This is a genomic window from Rhodococcus sp. JS3073 (assembly GCF_026810085.1).
In the GTDB taxonomy this organism is placed as follows: Bacteria; Actinomycetota; Actinomycetes; order Mycobacteriales; family Mycobacteriaceae; genus Rhodococcus_F; species Rhodococcus_F wratislaviensis.
Genome location: NZ_CP113951.1, coordinates 724,282 through 746,811 on the forward strand (window position 1 = coordinate 724,282; position 22,530 = coordinate 746,811).

General features: G+C 68.6%; 21 protein-coding genes and 2 pseudogenes. 12 read left to right on the plus strand and 11 right to left on the minus strand.

What is annotated here, in order from left to right; all coding sequences use genetic code 11:
* Window positions 1-10 precede the first annotated feature (10 nt).
* The 3 genes from OYT95_RS03490 to mqo form a co-directional block, all read right to left on the minus strand.
* Complete coding sequence (locus OYT95_RS03490; protein WP_037245646.1) at window positions 11-1,924, minus strand: magnesium chelatase subunit D family protein; 1,914 nt, start codon at window positions 1,922-1,924, stop codon at window positions 11-13.
* Between the two features lie 211 nt (window positions 1,925-2,135).
* On the minus strand, window positions 2,136-2,648 hold the full coding sequence (locus tag OYT95_RS03495) for a GNAT family N-acetyltransferase (RefSeq protein ID WP_037245643.1): 513 nt from the start codon (window positions 2,646-2,648) through the stop codon (window positions 2,136-2,138).
* Between the two features lie 64 nt (window positions 2,649-2,712).
* Window positions 2,713-4,257, minus strand: coding sequence for a malate dehydrogenase (quinone) (mqo, locus tag OYT95_RS03500; RefSeq protein WP_037245641.1), 1,545 nt, complete (start codon window positions 4,255-4,257; stop codon window positions 2,713-2,715).
* A 121-nt stretch (window positions 4,258-4,378) separates the two neighbouring features.
* On the opposite strand from mqo, the gene OYT95_RS03505 reads away from it, so the two are divergent.
* From OYT95_RS03505 to OYT95_RS03515, 3 genes are read left to right on the plus strand one after another with little or no spacing between them, the layout of a single operon-like run.
* Window positions 4,379-5,389, plus strand: a complete 1,011-nt coding sequence (locus OYT95_RS03505) for an alpha/beta hydrolase (protein WP_037245639.1) — start codon at window positions 4,379-4,381, stop codon at window positions 5,387-5,389.
* The gene (mtr, locus tag OYT95_RS03510; RefSeq protein WP_037245634.1) at window positions 5,386-6,771 is read left to right on the plus strand and encodes a mycothione reductase; all 1,386 of its coding nucleotides are present in this window, start codon (window positions 5,386-5,388) and stop codon (window positions 6,769-6,771) included. The genes OYT95_RS03505 and mtr overlap by 4 nt, the downstream gene beginning before the upstream one ends.
* Complete coding sequence (locus tag OYT95_RS03515) at window positions 6,768-7,097, plus strand: YnfA family protein (protein ID WP_015890329.1); 330 nt, start codon at window positions 6,768-6,770, stop codon at window positions 7,095-7,097. The genes mtr and OYT95_RS03515 overlap by 4 nt, the downstream gene beginning before the upstream one ends.
* A 30-nt stretch (window positions 7,098-7,127) precedes the next feature.
* Here OYT95_RS03515 and OYT95_RS03520 read toward each other — a convergent pair whose 3' ends face one another.
* Window positions 7,128-7,694 carry an alpha/beta fold hydrolase gene (locus OYT95_RS03520; RefSeq protein WP_037245631.1) on the minus strand — a complete coding sequence of 189 codons (567 nt, stop codon included), beginning with the start codon at window positions 7,692-7,694 and terminating at the stop codon, window positions 7,128-7,130.
* A gap of 103 nt (window positions 7,695-7,797) precedes the next feature.
* Between OYT95_RS03520 and OYT95_RS03525 the strand changes: the two genes are divergently transcribed.
* From OYT95_RS03525 to OYT95_RS44425, 3 genes and pseudogenes are all read left to right on the plus strand, one after another.
* A complete protein-coding gene (locus OYT95_RS03525; protein WP_037245628.1) occupies window positions 7,798-8,160 on the plus strand; it encodes a GntR family transcriptional regulator in 363 nt (120 codons plus the stop codon).
* Window positions 8,157-9,061: pseudogene (locus OYT95_RS03530) on the plus strand (ABC transporter ATP-binding protein). The gene OYT95_RS03525 and the pseudogene OYT95_RS03530 overlap by 4 nt, the downstream one beginning before the upstream one ends.
* Window positions 9,058-9,755: pseudogene (locus OYT95_RS44425) on the plus strand (ABC transporter permease). Before OYT95_RS03530 ends, OYT95_RS44425 begins: the two co-directional pseudogenes overlap by 4 nt.
* On the opposite strand, the gene OYT95_RS03545 reads toward OYT95_RS44425, so the two are convergent.
* The 4 genes from OYT95_RS03545 to OYT95_RS03560 all read right to left on the minus strand — a co-directional run bounded on the left by OYT95_RS03545 (window position 9,752) and on the right by OYT95_RS03560 (window position 13,467).
* Window positions 9,752-11,290, minus strand: a complete 1,539-nt coding sequence (locus OYT95_RS03545; RefSeq protein ID WP_037245620.1) for a cobyric acid synthase — start codon at window positions 11,288-11,290, stop codon at window positions 9,752-9,754. The pseudogene OYT95_RS44425 and the gene OYT95_RS03545 sit on opposite strands and share 4 nt — an antisense overlap.
* On the minus strand, window positions 11,287-12,144 hold the full coding sequence (gene map, locus OYT95_RS03550) for a type I methionyl aminopeptidase (RefSeq protein WP_016880170.1): 858 nt from the start codon (window positions 12,142-12,144) through the stop codon (window positions 11,287-11,289). The genes OYT95_RS03545 and map overlap by 4 nt, the downstream gene beginning before the upstream one ends.
* A 61-nt stretch (window positions 12,145-12,205) precedes the next feature.
* Window positions 12,206-12,913 (minus strand): GntR family transcriptional regulator, encoded by a 708-nt coding sequence (locus OYT95_RS03555; RefSeq protein WP_037245618.1) that lies wholly within the window; start codon window positions 12,911-12,913, stop codon window positions 12,206-12,208.
* The gene (locus OYT95_RS03560) at window positions 12,910-13,467 is read right to left on the minus strand and encodes an HD domain-containing protein (protein ID WP_037245616.1); all 558 of its coding nucleotides are present in this window, start codon (window positions 13,465-13,467) and stop codon (window positions 12,910-12,912) included. Before OYT95_RS03560 ends, OYT95_RS03555 begins: the two co-directional genes overlap by 4 nt.
* Before the next feature lie 128 nt (window positions 13,468-13,595).
* On the opposite strand from OYT95_RS03560, the gene OYT95_RS03565 reads away from it, so the two are divergent.
* Genes OYT95_RS03565 through OYT95_RS03580 form a run of 4 tightly spaced genes read left to right on the plus strand, consistent with a single transcriptional unit; the run spans window position 13,596 to window position 17,467 of the window.
* Complete coding sequence (locus OYT95_RS03565) at window positions 13,596-14,633, plus strand: 2-aminoethylphosphonate ABC transporter substrate-binding protein (protein ID WP_037245613.1); 1,038 nt, start codon at window positions 13,596-13,598, stop codon at window positions 14,631-14,633.
* A gap of 2 nt (window positions 14,634-14,635) precedes the next feature.
* Entirely contained in the window at window positions 14,636-15,805 is a 1,170-nt protein-coding gene (locus OYT95_RS03570) for an ABC transporter ATP-binding protein (RefSeq protein ID WP_037245611.1), read from the plus strand.
* Window positions 15,802-16,707, plus strand: a complete 906-nt coding sequence (locus OYT95_RS03575; protein ID WP_037245609.1) for a 2-aminoethylphosphonate ABC transporter permease subunit — start codon at window positions 15,802-15,804, stop codon at window positions 16,705-16,707. The genes OYT95_RS03570 and OYT95_RS03575 overlap by 4 nt, the downstream gene beginning before the upstream one ends.
* Window positions 16,682-17,467, plus strand: a complete 786-nt coding sequence (locus OYT95_RS03580) for an ABC transporter permease (RefSeq protein WP_037245605.1) — start codon at window positions 16,682-16,684, stop codon at window positions 17,465-17,467. The genes OYT95_RS03575 and OYT95_RS03580 overlap by 26 nt, the downstream gene beginning before the upstream one ends.
* 62 nt (window positions 17,468-17,529) lie before the next feature.
* Here OYT95_RS03580 and OYT95_RS03585 read toward each other — a convergent pair whose 3' ends face one another.
* The gene (locus OYT95_RS03585; RefSeq protein WP_037245602.1) at window positions 17,530-19,152 is read right to left on the minus strand and encodes an AMP-binding protein; all 1,623 of its coding nucleotides are present in this window, start codon (window positions 19,150-19,152) and stop codon (window positions 17,530-17,532) included.
* Window positions 19,153-19,261: 109 nt separating this feature from the next.
* On the opposite strand from OYT95_RS03585, the gene OYT95_RS03590 reads away from it, so the two are divergent.
* Together OYT95_RS03590 and OYT95_RS03595 are read left to right on the plus strand one after the other, a co-directional pair.
* A complete protein-coding gene (locus OYT95_RS03590; protein WP_037245601.1) occupies window positions 19,262-20,137 on the plus strand; it encodes a helix-turn-helix transcriptional regulator in 876 nt (291 codons plus the stop codon).
* A gap of 54 nt (window positions 20,138-20,191) precedes the next feature.
* Entirely contained in the window at window positions 20,192-21,613 is a 1,422-nt protein-coding gene (locus tag OYT95_RS03595) for an APC family permease (protein WP_128638936.1), read from the plus strand.
* A gap of 9 nt (window positions 21,614-21,622) precedes the next feature.
* On the opposite strand, the gene OYT95_RS03600 is transcribed toward OYT95_RS03595, so the two are convergent.
* A complete protein-coding gene (locus tag OYT95_RS03600) occupies window positions 21,623-22,051 on the minus strand; it encodes a hypothetical protein (RefSeq protein WP_037245597.1) in 429 nt (142 codons plus the stop codon).
* Window positions 22,048-22,530 carry a GyrI-like domain-containing protein gene (locus tag OYT95_RS03605; protein WP_268790844.1) on the minus strand — a complete coding sequence of 161 codons (483 nt, stop codon included), beginning with the start codon at window positions 22,528-22,530 and terminating at the stop codon, window positions 22,048-22,050. Before OYT95_RS03605 ends, OYT95_RS03600 begins: the two co-directional genes overlap by 4 nt.

The following is a 22,530-nucleotide window of genomic DNA, read 5'->3' on the forward strand; positions in this document are numbered from 1 at the left end:
CGCGTCCGGATCACGCCGCGGCGCGGACGACGCCCGCGACCTGCTGCGCGGACAATTCACCGAGGCGGACGTAGCCGCCCCGCAGCCTGCGGGCCAGCTCCGCGGCCAGGCCGAGCCGGACCATGCCGGTCTCGCAGTCGACGACCACCGACGCGACCGAGCTGTCCGCGAGCAGCCCCGCAGCCACCTTCGCCCGGTGCAGTGCGTCCTTGCCGCCGGTCGCACGCCCGTCCGTCAGCGCGACGACGAGGGCGCGGCGCTGCGGATCGCGGAGACGTTCCCGCAACACGACCTCGCGCGCGCGCAGAAACCCTTCAGCCAGTGGGGATTTGCCGCCCGTCTTCATTCCGCGCAGGCGGCGGACGGCGATGTCCACCGAAGAGGTGGGCGGCAGCACCAGTTCCGCGGCTCGTCCGCGAACCGTGATCACGGCCACCTTGTCGCGGCGCTGGTAGGCGTCGCGCAGCAGTGAGACGACGGCACCGGTCACGGCCGACAATCGGTCGCGAGCCGCCATCGACCCGGACGCGTCCACGACGAACACCACGAGGTTGCCCTCGCGGCCCTCACGAATCGCCCCGCGTAGATCGGCGGAGTCCAGGATCATCCGACCGGTGCTCCTGCCGCGGGCGACCTGCCGCTCAGCGGCGGCGAAGAGCGTGCCCACCAGGTGGAGTCCGTGCCCCTGTTCGGCGGTGGAGCGCACCGCGCGACCGCGGGACGAGCGCGAACGGGAACGCCGGCCGGGCGCGCCCTCGCCGACTCCGGGTACCTCGAGGAGCTTGGTGGTGAACTGGGTGCCGGTCGGTCCCGCCGGGCGTTCCGGGGGTGCCGGAGCCCCGCCTCCGGGCCCGTCGGGATCGTCGGGTCCCTCGGGGTCGTTGTCCGAGCCGTCCGGTCCGGGCGGGGTCTCCGGCGGCGATCCCGGCTCCTGCTCCGGCGATTCCTCGGCGCCGGACCTGGCATCCTCGTCGGCCTGACGGAGAGCGTCGTCGAGCTGCTGTTCATCGAGGCCGGGTTCGTCGAACGGATCCCGGCGGCGGCGGTGCGGCAGGGTCAGCTCTGCGGCGACCCGCACGTCCTCCGCCGTGACGGCGCCGGCGCCCCGCCATGCGGCGTGCGCGGTCGCGGTCCGGGCGAGGACGAGATCGGCGCGCATGCCGTCCACGTCGAACGACGCACAGAGAGAAGAGATTCGGCGCAACTCGACGTCGTCGAGCTCGACGGAGCCGAGCCGGTCTCGGGCCTCGAGGATGGCGGCGGCCAAGGCGGCGTCCTGCTCGGCGTAGCGCTCGGCGAACCGTGCGGGGTCACGCTCGAAGTCCAGGCGACGCCGGACCACCTCCATGCGCACGTCCACCTCCCGCGACGCGGCGACATCGACGGCCAGCCCGAACCGGTCCAGGAGCTGCGGCCGGAGCTCGCCCTCCTCCGGGTTCATCGTGCCGACCAGCACGAACCGGGCGGCGTGCGAGTGCGAGATGCCGTCACGCTCGATGTGGACGCGACCCATCGCCGCCGCGTCGAGGAGCACGTCGACCAGATGGTCGTGCAGAAGGTTGACCTCGTCGACGTAGAGAACACCCTGATGGGCGGCCGACAGCAGTCCGGGTTGGAACGCCCGCTCACCGTCGCGCAGGACCTTCTCGAGGTCGAGCGAACCGACCACGCGGTCTTCGGTGGCTCCGACCGGCAGTTCGATCAGCCGCGCCGGGCGCGTCCCGTTCTCGTCGTGCACCGCGGGCAGCAATGCGGTGAGTGCGCGGACCACCGTCGACTTGGCCGTCCCCTTCTCACCGCGGACGAGGACGCCGCCGATACCGGGATGGACCGCGCAGAGGATGAGAGCCAGCCGCAACCGGTCCTGACCGACCACAGCGCTGAACGGGAATCCCCACGAAAAGTCGGGTCGAACCTGGTCCACTTCACGATCCGTACGCACGCTGCATCCCTTCACGTCCCGGTTTCCTCGCCGAGAGCTTTGGCCGGTACGAACGCCGCGGCAATCTGGCTGGGAGACCGGATCGGCAACCAGGGTGGTGGCAGCCGGTCAGAGATCCGTCACAGTGGCGGGACCGCGCCTGATTCGAACAGGACTTCCCCGCGGACATTCACCTGACGACCCTAGTCGGCGCTCACTGCCCGGCGCTCGACGGGGCCGCCTCGGCGACCTCGTAGGCGTCGCCGTAAGCGGCACCGCCGCCGCGCCGCATGGGGACGTGCGGAATGCCGTCCTCGACGAACTCTTCACCGTCCGGCTTGAAACCGTGCTTGGCATACATGTCCACCAGGTACGTCTGCGCGTTGATGCGGCACGGCGCGTCGCCGACCTCGGCGAGCGCGGCGCGCAGCAGACGCGTGGTGTGCCCCTGCCCACGCGCCGGCCGCGACGTGCACAGCCGACCGATGCGGAACGACTTGTTGCCGTCGGCGTGCTCCTCGAGGAGCCGGAGAGTGCAGACCACCTGGCCGTCCTGCTCCAGCCAGAAGTGGCGGGTCTCGACCAGCAGATCACGGCCGTCGAGTTCCGGGTACGGGCACGCCTGCTCGACGACGAAGACCTCTACGCGAAGCTTGAGCAACTCGTAGAGCGTCTTGTTGTCGAGATCGAGTGCCCACGAACGCTTGAGTGCTGCAGTTGCCGTCATGACAGGCAACTATCGCACAGCACCGGCAAGTGTGCGCGCCCGTGGACCCGGGCCGGGCGGTCCGTCAGACCGCGACCGACGCGTCCTCCACCTTGCTGGTGTCGAGCTGGAGCACCTTCGACGTCCAGTCCCACACCTGCGAGAACAGCGCGGTGTCGTCGGAGAGCTTCACGCCCAGCGACGGCACCATTTCCTGGAGCTTCGGCTTCCACGACTCGTACTGGGTCGGGAAGCAGCGCTGCAGCACGTCGAGCATGGCGGGCACCGCGGTCGATGCACCCGGCGACGCGCCGAGCAGGCCCGCGATGCTGCCGTCGGCAGCGTTGACGACGGCGGTGCCGAACTCGAGGACACCACCCTTGCCCTTGGCTCGACGGATGACCTGCACGCGCTGGCCCGCGGTGATCAGCTCCCAGTCCTTGCCGAGCGCCTTCGGCACGAACTCCCGGAGGGTCTCGATCCGGCCGGCCTCGGACATCGCGAGCTCACTGATCAGATACTTGACGAGACCGAGTTCGCTGACCCCGACCCCGAGCATCGAGAGCAGGTTGTTCGGCTTGACCGAACTGGGCAGATCGGTGACGCGGCCCTGCTTGAGGAACTTGGGCGACCAGCCGGCGTAGGGCCCGAACAGCAGTCCGGGCTTGTTGCCGATCACGCGGGTATCGAGGTGCGGAACCGACATGGGCGGCGCGCCGACGGCGGCCTTGCCGTAGACCTTGGCGCGGTGCTGGTCGATGAGCTCCGGGTTGGTGCAGCGCAGGAACGCGCCGCTGACGGGGAACCCGCCGAAGCCCTTGGCCTCCTCGATGCCGGACTTCTGCAGCAGGTGCAGCGCACCGCCACCGGCGCCGACGAACACGAACTTGGCGCGCACGACCTTCTTCACACCGTTGCGTCGGTTGGTGACCTTGACCACCCAGCTGCCGTCGGACTGCTTGGTGAGGTCGGTGACCTCGTGCCCGAAGTGGACGACGCCGCCGGACGCGCCGACATAACCGAGAAGCTGCTTGGTCAGGGCGCCGAAGTCGACGTCGGTGCCGTCCTGGGTCCAGTTGAGGGCGACGGGATCGCTGAAGTCGCGGCCCTTCGCCATCAACGGCAGGCGACGGGTGAACTCGTCGGGGGCGTCGATGTACTCCATGCCCGCGAACAGGGGGTGACCGACGAGGGCGTCGTAGCGGGCCCGGAGGTACTTCGCGTTGGCCTCGCCGTGCACGAAGCTCACGTGCGGGATGGGGTTGATGAACTCCTTGGGCTGCGTCAGCACACCGCTCTCGACGCCGTGCGCCCAGAACTGCCGCGACACCTGGAACTGCTCGTTCACGTTGACGGCCTTCGTGATGTCCACGGTGCCGTCGGCGTTCTGCGGGGTGTAATTGAGCTCACACAGCGCAGAGTGGCCGGTGCCCGCGTTGTTCCACGGGTCGCTGCTCTCGGCGGCTACTGCGTCGAGCCGCTCGAATGTGGTGATCGACCAATCGGGCTGCACCTGACGCAGGATCGCTCCCAGCGTCGCGCTCATGATGCCCGCGCCAACCAGCACTACATCCGTTTTCGTCTCTACCGCATTCTGATCTGACACTGGAGTATCGACTTCCTTGTCCATAGCCGTACGCGCATACGCCTGCCGTGTTCGCCGGATAGGTTACCCGCGCGTATGAGCGAGAATCACCTGCCCCAATTGTGCGCCTCCCCGCGCCCCCGAATCGCACATTAGATTGTGATCTGTGACTACATGGGCTCCCGACGTTCTCGGCGACGGTTATCAGCAGCTGACCATTCCTCTCGGCACCGACCCCGACGGCGAGGGCGAGGTGAAAGCCACGCTGATCCGCTACCAGCCCGCGCAGGAGACGAAGAAGACCGGCCGCGCCGTGCTCTACGTCCACGGATTCACCGACTATTTCTTCCAGAAGCACCTGGCCGAGCACTTCGCCGAACAAGGTTACGCGTTCTTCGCACTCGATCTGCGCAAGTGCGGGCGCTCGCTCGAACCCGGCCAGACGCCGCACTTCGTCTCCGATCTGACGCTGTACGACGCCGAACTGAACGAGGCGTTGCGCCAGGTCCGGGAACAGACCGGTGACGGGGAGGTCCTGCTCGTCGCGCATTCGACGGGCGGTCTGGTTCTGCCGCTGTGGCTGCACCGCCTGCAGCGCAAGCCGGGCGGCACCGCCGCACTCGGCATCAGCGGGGTCATCCTCAACAGCCCGTGGTTCGACCTGCAGGGTCCGTCGTACCTGCGGAACGTGGGGACGGTGGCCGTCGACGCGGTCGGGCGCGTCAAGCGCAAGTCGATCGTCCCGAAGACCGGGCTCGACACATACGGTGTGAGCCTGCACGTCGAGGGCAACGGCATCTGGAACTACAACCTCGACTGGAAGCCACTGAGCGGTTTCCCGGTCACGTTCGGGTGGCTGCGCGCGGTGCGCCGCGGGCACGCCCAGCTGCACCGCGGTCTCGACATCGGGGTTCCCGCGCTGATCCTCCGGTCCAAGGCGTCGTACTTCGCGCCGCGGTACGACCCCCGGGTCGACACGGCCGACGCCGTCCTCGACGTCCGGCAGATCGCCCGCTGGGCGGGGTGCCTCGGCGATCGCACCACGATCGTCCCGATCGCGGGCGCCCGGCACGACGTGTTCCTGTCCGCCGACCAGCCCCGGGCGGAGGCGTTCGCCGAGGTGGACCTCTGGCTCGACTGGCTGCACGGCCACAACGCCGCGGAGGCCAACCGATGACACATTTCGATCTGGCGATCATCGGTTCGGGGTCCGGCAACTCGCTGCCCGACGATCGGTTCGCGGACAAGACGGTCGCGATCCTGGAGGAGGGCACGTTCGGCGGGACGTGCCTGAACGTGGGTTGCATCCCGACGAAGATGTTCGTCTACGCCGCGGAGGTGGCCCGCACGGTCGGCAATTCCGCGAAGTACGGCGTCGACGCGCAGCTCGAGGGGGTGCGCTGGCCGGACATCGTCAAACGGGTCTTCGGCCGCATCGACCCGATCTCGTCCGGCGGTGAGCGTTACCGCGCCGAGGACAGCCCGAACACCACGCTGTTTCGCGGGCACGCGACGTTCGTGGGCCCACGGACCCTCGACACGGGAACCGGGGAGGTCGTCACCGCCGACCAGGTGGTGATCGCTGCCGGGTCCCGGCCGATCATTCCCGGCGTGGTCCGGGAATCCGGCGTGCGGTACTACACGAACGACGACATCATGCGGTTGCCGGAGCTGCCCGAGCGCATGGTGATCATCGGCGCGGGATTCATCGCCGCCGAGTTTGCGCACGTGTTCTCCGCGCTGGGCACCCGGGTGTCTGTGATCGCGCGCAGCTCCCACCTGCTGCGGCACCTCGACGAGGACGTCTCCCGCAGGTTCACGGATCTCGCCCAGAAGAAATGGGACGTGCACCGCGGCAGCGCCGTCGCCGCCGTGCGCCGGGACGGTTCCGGTGTCGCGGTCGAACTGGAGGACGGCACCGTCGTCTCGGGTGACGTTCTCCTGGTGGCGACCGGGCGGCAGTCGAACGGGGACGCCATCGGGGCCGCCGCCGGTGGCATCGACCTCGACGACGAGGGACGTGTCGTGGTCGACGACTACCAACGAACCAGTGGCGAAGGCGTTTTCGCGCTCGGCGACGTCTCGTCGCCGTACCAGCTCAAGCACGTCGCCAACCACGAGGCGCGAGTCGTTCAGCACAATCTCCTGCAGGACGCGTGGAAGGACACGTCGGGGCTGCGTGCCTCGGACCACCGGTTCGTTCCGGCGGCCGTGTTCACCGACCCGCAGATCGCGCATGTGGGGCTGACCGAGGCCGAGGCCCGGGAGGCGGGCTGGGACATCACGGTGAAGGTGCAGGCGTACGGGGACGTCGCCTACGGGTGGGCAATGGAGGACGACGAGGGCTTGTGCAAGGTCGTCGCCGAACGCGGCACCGGGCGTCTGCTCGGTGCGCACGTGATCGGCGCCCAGGCGCCCACGGTGATCCAGCCGCTGATCCAGGCGATGAGTTTCGGGCTGACCGCGCAGCAGATGGCGCGGGGGCAGTACTGGATCCACCCGGCGCTGCCCGAGGTCGTCGAGAACGCCCTCCTCGGCCTCGACCTGCCGCCCGAGTGACGGTCGCCAAGTCCGTCGCGCTGTTCGCCGTCGCGGCGCTGTTCGAGATCGGCGGCGCGTGGCTGGTGTGGCAGGGCGTCCGCGAGCACCGGGGCTGGATCTGGATCGGCGCCGGTGTGGCGGCGCTCGGGGCGTACGGGTTCGTCGCGACGATGCAGCCGGACGCGAACTTCGGCCGCATCCTCGCCGCGTACGGCGGGGTGTTCGTCGCGGGCTCGCTGATCTGGGGCATGGTGGCGGACGGCTTCCGCCCGGACCGCTGGGACGTCTCAGGTGCCCTGATCTGCCTGCTGGGCATGGCCGTCATCATGTACGCCCCACGCTGAGCACGGTCGCGCCCGGCGTGGGGCCGGGATCTACCAGGGGCTGGTGCGGAGAACGATCTCGGTGGCCAGCTCCGCCGCCGCGGCCGCCGGGACGTTGGTGACACCGTCGAGTTGTACGACGCGGAAGTCGGAGTAGACGAAGCGTCCGCTCGCGTCCGCCTCGGCACGCCGGTCGGGGCTGCCGACCATCACGGTCGTGGGGAGTTCGACGGGCGGGCAGTCGGATCCGCGCACCGCACCGGCGGCGTCGGGTGCGGCCGGATGCCCCCGGTCGGCCACCACGAGGCTGGCGAAGCGTCCGAACTGGCGGGCCGCCAGCGACCACGCCAGTTCGGCTCCCTCCCGGCTCCCGACGAGGTTGACCCACCCGACCTTCAGTTCGTCGAGCAGCGCCATGATCGTCGATTCGTCGAGACCGGTGATGTCCTCGGGAACGATCGTGCGCAGATCGGAATTGTGCAGGCGCTCGCAGACGCCGTCGTAGACATCCGGTCCGTCGCCGGCCCCCGGTAGCAGGAGAACGGTGTGTTTGCTCTCCGGTCCGTCGATGCGGACCGTGCAGTTTCCATTTCCCACCGCCACGTGCGTCAGTTCCATGGGCTAAAAACTACGCGATCGGGGACGTCTTGCGCTCGGACCTCCCCAGTTCTATGGTTCATTACATGAGTAATGAACCGATCAACCGACGAGGCGGGCGTCGATGATCGACAACGGCAGACCGCTGTTCCAGCAGATCGCAGAGCTCATCGAGAACTCGATCATCGACGGAACCCTTCCCGAAGAAGGCCAGGTGCCGTCGACCAACGAGCTCGCCGCCTTTCACCGGATCAACCCGGCGACCGCAGCAAAGGGACTGAATCAGCTCGTCGCCGACGGGATCCTCTACAAGAAGAGGGGAATCGGGATGTTCGTCACCTCCGGCGCCCGGAACGCGCTGCGCTTCCGGCGACGCGAGCGGTTCGCGCGCCAGTTCATCGAGCCGCTCGTCACCGAGGCGGACAAACTCGGCGTCAGCATCGCCGAACTCAAGACCATGCTCGACCAACGGGAGGGAGCACGATGATCGGCACAGCGTTCGACACGAAGAGGTCGCCTCGGCGCGGGGCCTCGGTAAGCGATTCGGCGACTTCGTCGCCCTCGACGGAATCGATTTCTCCCTGCAGGAGAACAAGATCTACGGTCTCCTCGGCCGTAACGGCGCCGGCAAGACCACGCTCATGCAGATCCTCACCGGCCAGGAGTTCCAGACTTCGGGTGCGGTCGAGATCTTCGGTCAGGCTCCGCACGAGAATTCCCGGGTGCTCACCGACGTCTGCTTCGTCAAGGAGAGCCAGAAGTACCCGGACGACTTCAGGGTCGCGCACGTCCTCGCGACTGCACGGCACCTGCTCCCCCACTGGAACGAGGAACTCGCACAGACACTGCTGGAGGATTTCGATCTTCCGTTGTGCCGCAAGGTCAAGAAGCTGTCGCGGGGCATGACCTCCGCGCTCGGTGTGACGGTCGGTCTGGCCTCCCGCGCACCACTCACCCTGTTCGACGAGCCGTATCTCGGCCTCGACGCGGTGGCACGGCACCTCTTCTACGACCGGCTTCTCGCCGACTACGCCGAACACCCGCGCACGGTCGTGCTCTCCACACACCTCATCGACGAGGTCAGCGACCTGATCGAACACGTGATCCTGATCGACAAGGGACGGATCGTCCTCGACGAGGACACCGACGCGCTTCGCGAAGGCGCTGTCGTCGTCTCCGGCCTGGCGTCGCTCGTCGCAGACTTCACCTCGAACAAGACTGTCCTGCACCGTGAATCGCTGGGAAATCACGAACGGGCGACCGTGCAGACCACCCTGTCGGACTCCGAACGGGACCGGGCGGTCGACGACGGTCTGCATTTCGAGCCGCTCAGTATTCAACAACTCGTGGTCCGCAGTACCACGGCCACCAAGGAGGACGCGCGATGACGAACCGGGTCCTGACCGTCTCCCGCATCCACACCGTCGCCTGGCCGCTGCTCGTCGCGTGGCCACTGGGCGTGCTGGTCGCGTCGTTCACGATCGGTGCGGCCATCTTCGCGATGGTCGGTGACACCGGCAGCGACACCAACTTCACCGGCGGTGTCTTCTCCCTGTTCGGGTTCGCCCTCGCGTTCTACCTGCAGGCCATGACACAGACGTTCCCGTTCGCACTGGGGATGAGCGTCACCCGGCGCGACATTTCGCGGCCACCCTGATCGTCGCCGCCGTCCAGGTCTTCGTGTTCGGGGTGATGCTCTACGGACTGTCGCTGATCGAGGAGGCCACCGGCGGCTGGGGTGTCGGGATGCGGATGTTCGCGATACCCAACTACTTCACGTCCGACCCGGCGATCCAGCTGGCCGCCTACTTCGCCTTCCTGTCACTGACCGCGGCGGCGGGAATGTTCCTGGGTGCACTGCATCACCGGTGGCGGGTGGTGGGGCTCTTCACGCTCGGCGTCGGCACACTCCTCGCCGCAGGCGCCGCCGCATTCGTGATCACGTGGCAGAAGTGGTGGCCGGACATCGGCCACTGGTTCGCGGACGTGCCCCGGTCGGTGCCGATGGTGTGGCTGCCGGCACTGGCCGCGGCGGCAGGGATCGTCGCGGCGTGGGCGCTCGTCCGCCGCGCGACGGCCTAGCGCACCAGGTTCGACGCGATGGCCGGGAGGCCTTGCGGGGCACCTGCGCCGAGGAGGTCCTCGAGGGCACGGAGATCGAGATTCTGCTCCACCAGGTCCGCCAGCAGATCGAGTTGACCGGTCCGGATCGCGGCGACATCCGTGTCCGGTGCGGTGACGAAACCGGTTCTCCCCGCATGTTCGGCCACGTCGTCCAGCAGGAGCCGGCGGAAGCGGTCGGTCTCCAGCAGTCCGTGCCAGTGCGTGCCGTAGACGGCGCCGCGGATACTTCCTTCCGCGGCGCCGCTGCTCGCATGGAGGAGCGGCTGGTCGCCGTTGCGCCGCACCCGGCCGTGATGGATCTCGTATCCGGACACCGGAACTCCGTGAGCGTCGCCGCGCACCTGCGCGAGCACCTTGTCCGGGGCGAACTCCACCTCGAGGTCGAGCAGTCCGAGACCGGACACAGCACCCCGGCCGGATTCGACGTCGTCGACGATCACGGACCCGAGCATCTGGTAGCCGCCACACACGCCGAGCACCGGGCCACCGCGTTTCGCGTGTGCGGCGACCGCATCCGCGATGCCGTTGCGGCGCAACCATTCCAGATCCGACACGGTCGACTTGCTGCCGGGCAGGACGATCAGGTCGGCATCCTCGAGCCGAGACGGATCGGTGACCCAGCGCACCGACACGCCGGGTTCGCACGCGAGCGCTTCGACGTCCGTCGAATTGGAGATGCGGGGCAGGCGGATCGCGGCCACCCGCAGCCAGTCGTCGCCGATCGGTGGCGCCGGGCGCCCGACCGGGGCGTCCCCCACCACACCGAGCGAATCCTCGGCGTCGAGCCACAGGTCCTCGGCGAAGGGAATCACCCCGAGTGTGGGGCGTCCCGTCATGGCCGTCAACTGCTCGAGGCCCGGCGCCAGCAACGACACGTCGCCGCGGAACTTGTTGATCACGAATCCCGCGATCAACGCCTGGTCCTCCGGTGCGAGGACCGCCACGGTGCCGAACAGGTGGGCGAGCACTCCACCGCGGTCGATGTCGCCGACGACGACCACCGGCAGGTCGGCGGCCCGGGCGAGCCCCATGTTCGCGAGGTCCGTGGCCCGCAGGTTGATCTCGGCGGGTGAGCCCGCTCCCTCACAGATCACCACGTCGTACTCGGCGCGCAGCGACGCCAGTTCCTCCGCCACCACCGCGCGCAGGTGCTGCCGGTGCTCGATGTAGTCGCGGGCTCCGACGGACGTGACCGCGCGGCCGCGCACCACCAGTTGCGACGTGCGGTCGCTGCCCGGTTTCAGCAGCACGGGGTTGAAGCGGACACTCGGCTCGAGTCCGCAGGCCGCGGCCTGCAGGGCCTGCGCCCGGCCGATCTCGCCGCCGTCCAGCGTGACGACGGAATTGTTCGACATGTTCTGCGCCTTGAACGGCGCCACCCGGACACCTCGCCGCGCCAGCATCCGGCACAGTCCCGCGACGAGGACACTCTTGCCCGCGTCGGACGTGGTGCCGGCGACGAGCAGGGCGCCCTTCCACCGGTTCTCGCTCAAGGCAGGGTGAGGATCTCGTTGCCGGTCTCGGTGACCACGATGGTGTGCTCGAACTGAGCCGTCCACTTGCGATCCTTGGTGACGACGGTCCAGTCGTCGTCCCAGATCTCCCAGCCGATGTCGCCGAGGTTGATCATCGGCTCGATCGTGAACACCATGCCGGGTTCGATGACCGTGTCCACGGAGGGCTCGTCGTAGTGGAGGATGACGAGGCCGTTGTGGAACGTGGTGCCGATGCCGTGCCCGGTGAAGTCGCGGACCACGCCGTAGCCGAAGCGGTGCGCGTACGACTCGATGACGCGGCCGATGACGTTGAGCGCGCGGCCCGGCTTGACGGCCTTGATGGCGCGCATCGTCGCCTCGTGGGTCCGCTCGACCAGCAACCGGTTCTCCTCGGCGACATCCCCGGCGAGGAACGTGGCGTTGGTGTCTCCGTGCACGCCGCCGATGTAGGCGGTGACGTCGATGTTGACGATGTCGCCGTCCTGGATCACCGTCGAGTCGGGGATGCCGTGGCAGATCACCTCGTTCAGCGACGTGCAGCACGACTTGGGGAAACCCTTGTAGCCGAGCGTCGACGGATAGGCGCCGTGATCGATCATGTACTCGTGCGCGATGCGGTCGAGCTCGTCGGTGGTGACACCCGGCGCCACCGCCTTACCCGCCTCCTGCAGGGCCTGCGCGGCGATCTTGCTCGCCACCCGCATGGCCTCGATGGTCTCCGGGGTCTGCACCCACGGCTCGTTGCCTTCCTTTGCCGTGGGCTTCCACGCGTACTCGGGACGCTCGATCCCCGCCGGTACGGCGAGGACGGGAGACACGGTTCCGGGGCTCAGTGCTGTGCGGACAGACATGGGTACCAGGTTAGACCCGTGTATGACCCGGGCGCGTCCGGACCCGTCGTGCGCGTCGATGTCACTCCCGCAGTGTGGTGAGGAAGGCGATCCGGTCGCCGCGGTAGAGGGAACGCACCCGTTCGATGGGGACGCCGTCGGTGTCGAGCGAGACACGGTGGAGCCGCAGCATCGGCATCGCGGTGGTCGAGTCGAGGAGCGCGGCCTCCCGCGGGGAGGCGAGCACGGTCTCGATCCGCTCGGTCGCCGACGCGAACACCACGCCGGTCCCGCGGATCGCCGCGTACAGCGAGGTGCCCGGGTCGAATCGGCGCGCCATCTCCCCGAACCGCTCGGCGGGCAGATGGGTGCTCTCGAGCCCGATCTTCTCGTCGTCCGCAAGGAGGACGCGTTCGAGGTGGATCACCGGCGCTCCGAACGCGAGCCCGAGCGCCTCGGCGAGATCCGCGTCGGCGCCGAGTTCCTCGAACGTCACCAGTTCGCGCCCGGGCACCCGGCCCTGGCTGACCGCACCCTCGGTGTAGGACCGCAACGACAGCGGTTGCACGAGCTTGGGGCTGGCGACGACGGTGCCGCGGCCGCGACGCTCGACGCGACCCTCGACCAGCAGTTCGTGGATGGCCTGCCGCACCGTCTCGCGGGACACCGTGAACCGCAGGGCCAGCTCCCGCTCCGCCGGCACCGCGTCGCCCACCTCGAGTTCGGCGAGGATCGACTCGAGTTCCGTGCGGACCCGGTAGTACTTGGGGACGTTCGGCGTTTCCGTCATGGCGTGGGTGTCACCGCAAGCCGCACCCTGCGCGCGACGGCGATCACGTCGTCGACGCTCGGCGCCTGCGCCCCGGGGACTTTCGCGGCGTCGTCCCAGCGCCGGAGCCGGACGGCGTCGGGCCAAGAGGGATGCCCGGTGAACTCGGCGTCGACGGCGGCGCCGCCCTGCTTGTCCAGCGTGGCAATCGATTGGCCGGACAGCGTTGCCGCGTAACCGGATTCGGTGGCCACCAGATAGCGCTTGGCGGCGACGTGCGCCCCGGCGAGCCACCCGACGCGTTCCCCGAATCGCGGCGTGAGCCAGTCGCGCGCCTCGCGGTCGTGCGCGCAGTCGCCGGGAAACCCCAGCGCGGGACTGCGGGCGATGTCGTGCAGTGCGGCGGCGAGAATCAACTCGTCGTCGGCGCCGTCGTCCATCGCCCGCCCCGCGGACTGGAGGGCGTGGTCGAGTTCGTCGATCGGCTCACCGTCGTAGACGCCGCGCAGCGACCGCAGCGCCGCCGCAACTTCGATCAGCACGGACTCTCCGGACGCGTCACTGTCGTCGTTCATGCGGCAGAGCGTACCCGAAAAATGGTCTATACCAATTGTTCACCTGCCGTTCTCCTAGCAGTGGCCCAATGGTCTAGACCAAACGGCAGGCTCCCTTTCACAGTCCCCCTCATCGTTAGGAACACGCCATGCGTCTTCGTCCCCGGATCGCCGCGGCCACCCTGGCCGCGGCCGTCCTCACCCTCGGAACCGCCTGCGGCGGAACCGGCACCGCCGCCGGTTCCGGCACCGACACCGTCACCGTCTACAGCGCCGACGGGCTCTCCGGGTGGTACCAGTCGCGTTTCGACGCCTTTACCGCAGAGACCGGGATCGCGGTGAACCTCGTCGAGGCGGGATCCGGCGAAGTCGTCTCTCGTCTCGAGAAGGAACAGTCGAACCCCCAGGCCGACGTCGTCGTCACGCTGCCGCCGTTCATTCAGAAGGCCGACTCCCAGGGACTCCTCGTGCCGAGCGGTGTCGACACGTCCGCGGTTCCCGCGGCCGAAAAGGACGCGGCCGGTCACTACGTTCCCGTCGTCGACAACTACCTGTCGTTCATCGCCAACCCGGCGGCCTCGCCCACTCCCCGGACGTGGGACGACCTACTGTCCGACCAGTTCAAGGGCAAGATCCAGTACTCCACTCCCGGTCAGGCCGGCGACGGCACCGCGGTCCTGCTGCTCCTGCAGCACCTGAAAGGCAAGGACGGCGCACTCGACTACCTCGCCGACCTGCAGGCCAACAACGTGGGACCGTCGTCCTCGACGGGCAAGCTCCAGCCGAAGGTCAGCAACGGCGAACTGCTCGTGGCCAACGGCGACGTCCAGATGAACCTCACGTCGATCGCCGACGACGGCTCGAAGTTCGACCTCTTCTTCCCCGCAGCCGCCGACGGCACCCGCACCACCGTCGCCCTGCCGTACGTGATGGGTCTGGCGAAGGGCGCGCCCCGCAGCGAGCAGGGTAAGCAGTTGATGGAGTTCCTGCTCTCCGAGGAGTCGCAGAAGACCGTCGCCGACGAGGCACTCGGCATGTCGGTCCGTGAGGACGTGCGCGCCACCGCAGGCGAGAGCGCCCCGGCGCGCGCACTGCAGGGGGTCCAGGTGTGGTCGCCGAACTGGAACGACGTACTGACCGAACTCGATTCGGACGTCGCCGCGTACCAGAAGGCCACCGGGAGCTGATCGTGTCGGGAATTCCAGCCAGGCGGGCACACCCGCTGCACGCCCCCGCGGTCCGCGGAGCAACCGACTTCTCTGCGCCGGCCATCACCTTCGACCGGGTCACCGTCGGCTACGGCCGCGGCAGGAGCGTCACCCACGCCCTGATCGACTTCACTCTGCGCGTGGGCCGCGGTGAGACGGTGGCGCTGCTCGGCCCGAGTGGGTCCGGCAAGTCGACCGCGCTCAAAGCCCTCGCGGGATTCGTCCGTCCCACTTCGGGTTCCGTGCGGCTCGGATCCCGAGACGTCACCGACCTTCCGCCCGCGAAACGGGGAATCGGCGTCGTCGTGCAGTCCTACGCCCTGTTCCCGCACATGCGGGTCGCCGACAACGTCGCGTTCGGCCTCCGCTCCCAGCGGGTGCCACGCGCGGAGATCGGCGCGCGGGTGGCCGAGGCCCTCGAGATGGTCGGGATGGCCGCCTACGGCAAGCGCCTGCCCCGTGAGCTGTCGGGCGGACAACAGCAGCGGATCGCGATCGCACGGGCCCTGGCGATCCGGCCCGCGGTCCTGCTGCTCGACGAACCACTCGCCGCGCTGGACGCGCAACTACGCGAGAGCATGCTCGGTGAGCTCTCGCGACTGCGGGCGGCGCTACCCGACACCGCGATGCTCTACGTCACGCACGATCAGAGCGAGGCGCTGGCGCTGGCCGACCGGATCGCCGTCATGCGGAACTCCCGGCTCGCCGACATCGACACCGCCGAGAACCTCTGGAAACGGCCACCGAGCAGCTTCACCGCGGAATTCCTCGGCGGCGCCAACCTACTGCCGTGCACCGTCACCCGGGTGATCGGAACGTCGGCGCTCGTGTCGATCGGCGGCGTCCCGGTCACCGCCACGGCCCCGCAACCCGACATCGGGCACGTGGAGTGGGAGTCGGACCTGCCCGCATTTCTGTGTGTCCGCCCGCATGCGGTGACGCTGACGGCGCCCGGCGCGCGCGGATCGTTCTCGGCCCGGATCGTCTCGACGGTGTGGCGGGGATCGACCACGCGGATCACGCTCGCAGTCGACGACTTCGAGGGAGTGCAGGTGGACGCGGACGTCTCCGGTCACGACCAGCGCCCACCGGGCACCGCCGTCGGCGTGCAGTTCCCCTCCGACGGCAGCGTCCTGGTGCCGGCGAGGTGACCGCGACCCTCGAGCGTCCGCCCACCGAAGCGTCGCCGCCCCGGCCCGCGCCGTTCCGGTGGCAGAGCATCGCGTGGACGCTGCCACCCCTGCTGCTCGCACTCGGTTTCGCCGTCTACCCGATGGCGCGTGTGCTCACCGAATCGCTCGACACCGAAACCGGTTCCGGTCTGGGCAACTGGTCCGGCGTCCTCGGCTCGGAACTGTTCCGCACGGCCCTGTGGCGGACGATGCAGATCGCCGCCCTCTCCACCCTGGGCTGCCTGGTCCTCGGCACGCTCCTCGCGCTCGTGCTGGCGTTCGTCCCGTTCACGGGATCGAAGGTCGTCGGACGGCTGATCGACGCGGTGCTGTCGCTCCCGTCGTTCCTGATCACGCTGGCGTTCACTTTCCTCTACGGCACGGCCGGGGCGGTGAACGCCCTGATCGCGCGCATCACCGGCGACGCCCACGGACCACTGAACTTTCTCGGCACACCACTCGGTGTGATCGCCGCGGAGATCACGTTCTTCACCCCGTTCGTCGTCCGGCCCCTGCTCGCCGCGTTCACCCAGATCCCCCGCGAACAACTCGACGTCGCCGCCAGTCTCGGGGCGTCGCCGCTGCGGGTGCTGCGGACCGTGGTGATGCCCGAGGCGTGGCCCGCACTGCTGGCGGGCGGCTCACTGGTGCTGCTGCTGACCCTCAACGAATTCGGCATCGTCCTGTTCACGGGCGCCAAGGACGTGATGACGCTGCCCGTCCTGATCTACACACGCGGCATCGTCACGTTCGACCTGCCGGGCGCAGCCGTGATCGCCACCGTCCAGGTGGCGTTGTCGCTGACCCTGTACTGCACGTACCGATTTCTGTTCGCCAAGCTGACGGGAGGCAGCCGTGCTGCTGTGGACGAGAAGATCTAGGGCACTGGCCCTGAGCCTGTTCGCCCTCGTGGTGACCGTCGTGTTCGCGGCGCCGATCGCGACCGTGATCGCTGCCGCGCTGGCCGGATCCTGGACGGGCCCGCTGCCCTCGGACCTCGGCGGCCGCAACTTCGCCGCGGCACTGTCCGACGAGAATCTCGCCAGTCTCACCGTCAGCCTGCAGACGGCGTTCATCGCGGGCGCACTGGCACTCGCGGTCGGGACTTGGGCGGCACTGGCAGCGCGGGAGGCGCCGACGTGGTTGCGCCGCACCACCGACGCCGTCTTCCACCTGCCGATCGCGATCCCGTCCGTGGCGATCGGTCTCGGTCTGCTGATCGCGTTCAACTCGCGACCGCTCCTGCTCGGCGGAACCAAGTGGATCGTGATCCTGGCACACACGATCCTCGTGCTTGCCTTCACGTTCAGCGCCGTCTCGGCGGCCCTGGACCGACTCGATCCCGCGTACCGGCAGGCCGCCGAGTCCCTCGGCGCCGGCCCCACCCGCGTCCTGCTGCGGATCACGCTGCCGCTCCTGCTGCCGGCCATCGGTGCCGCCGCGGGCCTGTCGATCGCACTGTCGATGGGCGAACTGGGCGCCACCGTGATGGTCTACCCCGCAACGTGGAAGACGCTGCCGGTGAGCATCTTCGGGCTCACCGACCGCGGTCGGGTGTTCCTCGCCGCGGCCGACACCACCCTGCTGCTGGCGGTCACGCTCCTCGCCCTGCTGGCCGTCGGCCGCCTCCGCAGGCGCTGACGCACCCGTGCGTGGTTGACGAGTCCTGACACTCCTCAACCACGCACGGGCGGCGGAGCCGCCTACTTCTGGCGCAGCAGGTACCGCTGCACCTTGCCGCTGGGCGTCTTCGGCAGGTTGGGGACGAAGTGCACGGTGCGCGGGTAGGCGTGCGCCGCGAACTTCTTCTTCACCAGTGTCTGCAGTTCGACCTCGAGTTCGCCGGTCCCGTCGACGCCGTCGCGCAGGACCACGAACGCCTCGAGGACCTCACCGCGCAACTGGTCGGGCATCCCGACGACCGCCGCCTCGACGACGTCGTCGTGCATGACGAGCACGCTCTCGACGTCGAAGGGCCCGATCCGGTAGCCGGCCATGATGATCACGTCGTCGTCGCGGGCGGAGAAGAAGTAGAAGCCGTCCTCGTCGGTCTGCCCGGCGTCGCCGGTGAGGTACCAGCGACCGTCGGCCGTGAACCGCTGCGCCGTCTTCTCCGGTGCGTCGACGTAGCCGGTGAACCACATCAGCGGGCTGTTGTGCGTGTCGATCGCGACCCGCCCCGGCGTGCGCGGCGGCGCGATCGCGTCGGAGTCGTCCTCGAGGACGGCGCACGCCCACCCCGGCAACGGTTTGCCCATGGACCCGTCGCGCACCTCTTCCCGCAGCCCGTCGGCCCAGGAGTTGGCGATGAACATGCCGTGCTCGGTCTGGCCGTAGTGATCGCGGACGAACACGTCCAGGTTGGCCTCCGCCCACGAGATCACGTCGGGAGTGAGCGGTTCACCCGCCGACGACGCGCGACGCAACGTCACCGTCTCGGGGATCGGCGTGGGGTCCGCCCGCAGACTGCGGTAGACCGTGGGGGCGGCCGCGAAGTTGGTGACGCCGAAGCGCTCCATGACCTGCCAGGTGAGGGGCGCGGAGAACCCGGCGTGGAGCAGGATGCTGCGAGTGCCCGCGGCGAGGGGCCCGAGCAGCGCGTAGTACAGGCCGTACGCCCAGCCGGGGTCGGCAGCGTTCCAGAACACGTCGTCCTTGCGGACGTCGAGGCCGAACTCCTGGTAGGCGTGGAACGACGCGAGTGCCCGCAGCCGCACCGGCACCCCCTTCGGTGTTCCGGTCGTGCCGCTGGTGAACAACTGGACGAGGGGTCCGTCGCCACCGACCGTGACGGCCGCACCCTTCGCATCCGCTGCGTCGTGCGACTCCACGAGCGTCGCGAAGTCGAGCGCGTCGGATCCTGCCCCGCCCACGACGACGACCTGCCAGGACGCGTCCGCGGGGATGTCCTCGCCGGGGGCCAGCTTGTCGAGTTGGTTGGCATCGGAGACGACGACCTTCGCGCCGCTCGCACCCAGCCGGAACGCGATCGCAGGCGGCGCGAACGCGGTGAACAGGGGAACGTGGACGGCACCCCGGCGCCAGATGCCGAGCAGCGCGACGACCAGTTCGGCCGACTTGCCCATCAGCGTCGCGACGTGGTCACCCGGCTCGACGCCGAGGTCCGCGAGTGCGGCGGCGAATCGCGTCGACTGCTCGCGCAGGTAGCCGTACGTGAGGTCCGTCGACGACAGGTCCGATTCGACGACGGTGAACGCCACGTCGTCGGCGGGGTGCCGATCGCACAGCAGTTCCGCGGCGGACGCCGTCGGCGCGTCGTACTGGTCCAGCAGCTCACGCACGCGTGCGGTGGGATCGGTGGTCATGCGGTACTCCTTGTGCTCTCATGGCCCGTGAAGGATGGTCGGGCCGTCGCCCGAACTCACTACGGTTATGATCTAGCTCACAGACCGCTGTGACTACCCCCGGAAAGGGGTGACCGACTTGGTTGCTCGTGCACCGTCGCTGCTGCGCCCTCGGGACGGGGACGCGCTTCGCGGTGAACTACGTTCCATCGCAGCTCACGGCATCGCGCCGGTCCTGTTCGGCGGCGAGGTCCAGGACGGCACACTGCACCTCAGCGAGTTCGTCGGTACCCGCACCAACAACCTCAAGGGCCTCGCCATCCCCTCGCGTTCCGGTCTCGGCGGCCGAGTGGTCGCCCAGCGCACGCCCGCGGCGGTCAACGACTACGGCCGCTCCTCGACCATTACCCACCACTACGACCGGCCCGTCCTCAGCGAGGGGCTCCGGTCCATCCTGGCGGTGCCGGTCATGGTGCGGGGCAGCTCGCGTGCCGTGCTCTACGCCGCCATCCGCGACTGCGCACCGATCGGCGACCGCACCGCCGACATCGTCGTCGCGGCGTCCCGGCGCCTCGGCACCGAGATCGCCATCCGCGACGAGGTCGATCGCCGGCTCGAGATGATGAAGACACTCGACGTGAGCGGTGCCGGTGGCGCCACCACCGAGGAACTCCGCGACATCCACGCGGAGCTGCGGAGTGTCGCGCAGACTGTCGCCGACACGTCGTTGCAGGCCCGCCTCCGCGGGCTGTCACAGCGACTGGCGGGCATTCTGCGGCCGGACGCCGACGGCGCCGAGGTGGACCCCGGCGTCCACCTCACTCCACGTGAGATCGACGTCCTGTCCCATGTGGCCCTGGGATGCACCAACAGCGAAGCAGCACAGCGTCTCTCGGTGGGACCCGAGACGGTGAAGAGTTACCTGCGCAGTGCCATGAGCAAGCTCGACGCGCGGTCGCGCCACGAGGCGGTGGTCACCGCGCGCAGGCTCGGGCTGCTCCCCTAGCGACACGCGTCTTCTCGAACGAGGGACGCAGGCGGTAGCGAAAGGCGGTGGGTCATGGGATCGACAGCGGACGCCACGAGTTCGAACGCACCAGATTCGAATTCGCCCGAACAGCCGAGCCTCAAGCGGGTAATGGGCCCGGGGTTGCTCCTGCTGTTCATCGTCGGAGACATCCTCGGCACCGGTATCTACGCGCTGACCGGAAAGGTGGCCAATCAGGTCGGTGGCGCGGTGTGGCTGCCGTTCCTGGTGGCGTTCGTCGTCGCGATCATCACCGCGTTCAGTTATCTCGAGCTGGTCACCAAGTTCCCGAAGGCCGCAGGCGCCGCGCTGTACACGCACAAGGCGTTCGGGGTGCACTTCCTCACCTACATGGTCGCGTTCGCGGTCATGTGCTCGGGAATCACGTCCGCCTCGACGGCGTCGCGGGCGTTCGCCGCCAATTTCGTCGAGGCGTTCCACCTCGACTTCTCCACCGGGATCGGCATCACCCTGCTCGGTCTCGGATTCATGACGCTGGTGGGTCTCGTCAACTTCCGCGGGGTCAGCGAGAGCGTCAAGACCAACGTCGTACTCACCTGCGTGGAGCTGTCCGGTCTCCTGATCATCATCATGATCGGGCTGTGGGCCCTCGGCGTCGGAGACGGCGACTTCTCCCGGGTGGCGACATTCGACACCGGCGACCGATCCGCACTCGGCGCGGTCGTCGCGGGAACCGCCCTCGCCTTCTTCGCGATGGTCGGATTCGAGGACTCCGTGAACATGGCCGAGGAGTGCAAGGAACCGAGCCGCATCTTCCCCAAGGTCCTGCTGACCGGCCTGATCATCACCGGCTGCATCTACGTGTTCGTGTCGATCACCGCGATCGCCCTCGTGCCGGTGAGCGAGCTCGGCGAGGGTGACACTCCGCTGCTGAAGGTCGTCCAGGCCGGGGCGCCCGCGTTCCCGATCGGGATCTTCGCGTTCATCACCATGTTCGCCGTCGCCAACACGGCGCTGATCAACATGCTGATGGCGAGCCGGTTGCTGTACGGCATGAGCCGGGAGGGCGTCCTGCCTCCCCCACTCGGCAAGGTTCACGCCACACGGCGCACACCGTACGTTGCCATCGTCTTCACCACGATCCTCGCTTTCGGCCTCATCACGTTCGTCGGCGAGGTCCCCGAACTCGGCGGCACCACCGCGCTGCTGCTGCTGGGCGTGTTCACCATCGTCAACATCACCGTGCTCGTCCTCCGCAAGCAACCAGTGGAGCACAAGCACTTCCGGGTGCCGACCGTCCTGCCGATCATCGGCGCCCTCACGTGTGGCTTCCTCGTCACTCCTTTCGCCGACCGCCCCGCGGTGCAGTACCAGATCGCGGGCGTTCTCCTCGGAATCGGTGTCGTGCTGTGGGCCTGCACCGTCCTCGTGAACAAGCGGCTCGGCAAGGGCGGACCCGAGATCGACCCCGAGAAACTCGCCGAGCACGAGTGACCCTCTCCCTCAGTACAGCGAGAGGAACAGTTCGACGGACCCGTCCGGATGATGTACCTCGAGGTCCTCGGTGAAGGCGCGTTCGATCCGGCCGCGTGCCGCCGCGTAGTCGGCGACGCTCCACGTCTCGGCGAGCGCGTCCGGTTCCGATTCGTCCTCGCAACAGAATCGGGCGAAATAGCCGGAAAGTACGCCGACCAGGACGTCGCCGGGCTCCATCTTGTCGGTCGAATCGCACGGGTATCCGACGACGACCGTGAACGTGCGCGGCGGCGGTGAGGCCGCGTAGACCACGAAGATCTCCGAGATCCCCCGATCCCTGATCCGCTCCACCGTGTAGTCGACGAGTTCCCGTCCCGGCCCGGGACGTCCGGGTTTGCCTTCGGGAATGGTCAGGCCCACAAACGATTCCGCCTGCCGCTTGACGATCTCGATCATCGCTTCTCACCCATCGCACTCGACGGCATGCCGGACTCGTCCACGTGGATCGGAATGTACAGGTCCACGGCGTAGGCGTGGGGATACGCTTCGAGGTCCCCGGTGTACGTCCGCTCGATGTCGCCGTTCGTCTCCGCCTCGCTGACCTGCGCCCACAGCCGCAGCATCACGTCGGGAAACATTCCCCGCGAGGAGAACTTGGCGTACGTGCCGGGCGGGATACGCGAAATGACGTGCCCCCGTGTGGCGTCGTCCACCGTCGCGCACTCGTACCCGACGATCTGGGTGTAATACGACTCGACGTCGGGCGCGAAGTCGATGTAGGTGGAGGCGAGCGGCCCCCCGGCCTCGTGGTGGAGCACTCTCGTCCATGCGCGGTCGAGGCGAGGGTCGCTCAGCTTCCCCAACGCCCGCTGGGGGCTGCGCACGGGCAGACCGGCCACCAGGGTCTCGCCGCGCTCGATGATCTCGAACCCCAT

Coding starts and splice junctions, on each gene's coding strand:
- OYT95_RS03495 (WP_037245643.1), bottom strand. CDS start 2,648: ATGACGGCAACTGCAGCACTCAAGCGTTCGTGGGCACTCGATCTCGAC.
- mqo (WP_037245641.1), bottom strand. CDS start 4,257: ATGGACAAGGAAGTCGATACTCCAGTGTCAGATCAGAATGCGGTAGAG.
- mtr (WP_037245634.1), top strand. CDS start 5,386: ATGACACATTTCGATCTGGCGATCATCGGTTCGGGGTCCGGCAACTCG.
- OYT95_RS03520 (WP_037245631.1), bottom strand. CDS start 7,694: ATGGAACTGACGCACGTGGCGGTGGGAAATGGAAACTGCACGGTCCGC.
- OYT95_RS03525 (WP_037245628.1), top strand. CDS start 7,798: ATGATCGACAACGGCAGACCGCTGTTCCAGCAGATCGCAGAGCTCATC.
- map (WP_016880170.1), bottom strand. CDS start 12,144: ATGTCTGTCCGCACAGCACTGAGCCCCGGAACCGTGTCTCCCGTCCTC.
- OYT95_RS03555 (WP_037245618.1), bottom strand. CDS start 12,913: ATGACGGAAACGCCGAACGTCCCCAAGTACTACCGGGTCCGCACGGAA.
- OYT95_RS03560 (WP_037245616.1), bottom strand. CDS start 13,467: ATGAACGACGACAGTGACGCGTCCGGAGAGTCCGTGCTGATCGAAGTT.
- OYT95_RS03565 (WP_037245613.1), top strand. CDS start 13,596: ATGCGTCTTCGTCCCCGGATCGCCGCGGCCACCCTGGCCGCGGCCGTC.
- OYT95_RS03585 (WP_037245602.1), bottom strand. CDS start 19,152: ATGACCACCGATCCCACCGCACGCGTGCGTGAGCTGCTGGACCAGTAC.
- OYT95_RS03595 (WP_128638936.1), top strand. CDS start 20,192: ATGGGATCGACAGCGGACGCCACGAGTTCGAACGCACCAGATTCGAAT.
- OYT95_RS03600 (WP_037245597.1), bottom strand. CDS start 22,051: ATGATCGAGATCGTCAAGCGGCAGGCGGAATCGTTTGTGGGCCTGACC.
- OYT95_RS03605 (WP_268790844.1), bottom strand. CDS start 22,530: ATGGGGTTCGAGATCATCGAGCGCGGCGAGACCCTGGTGGCCGGTCTG.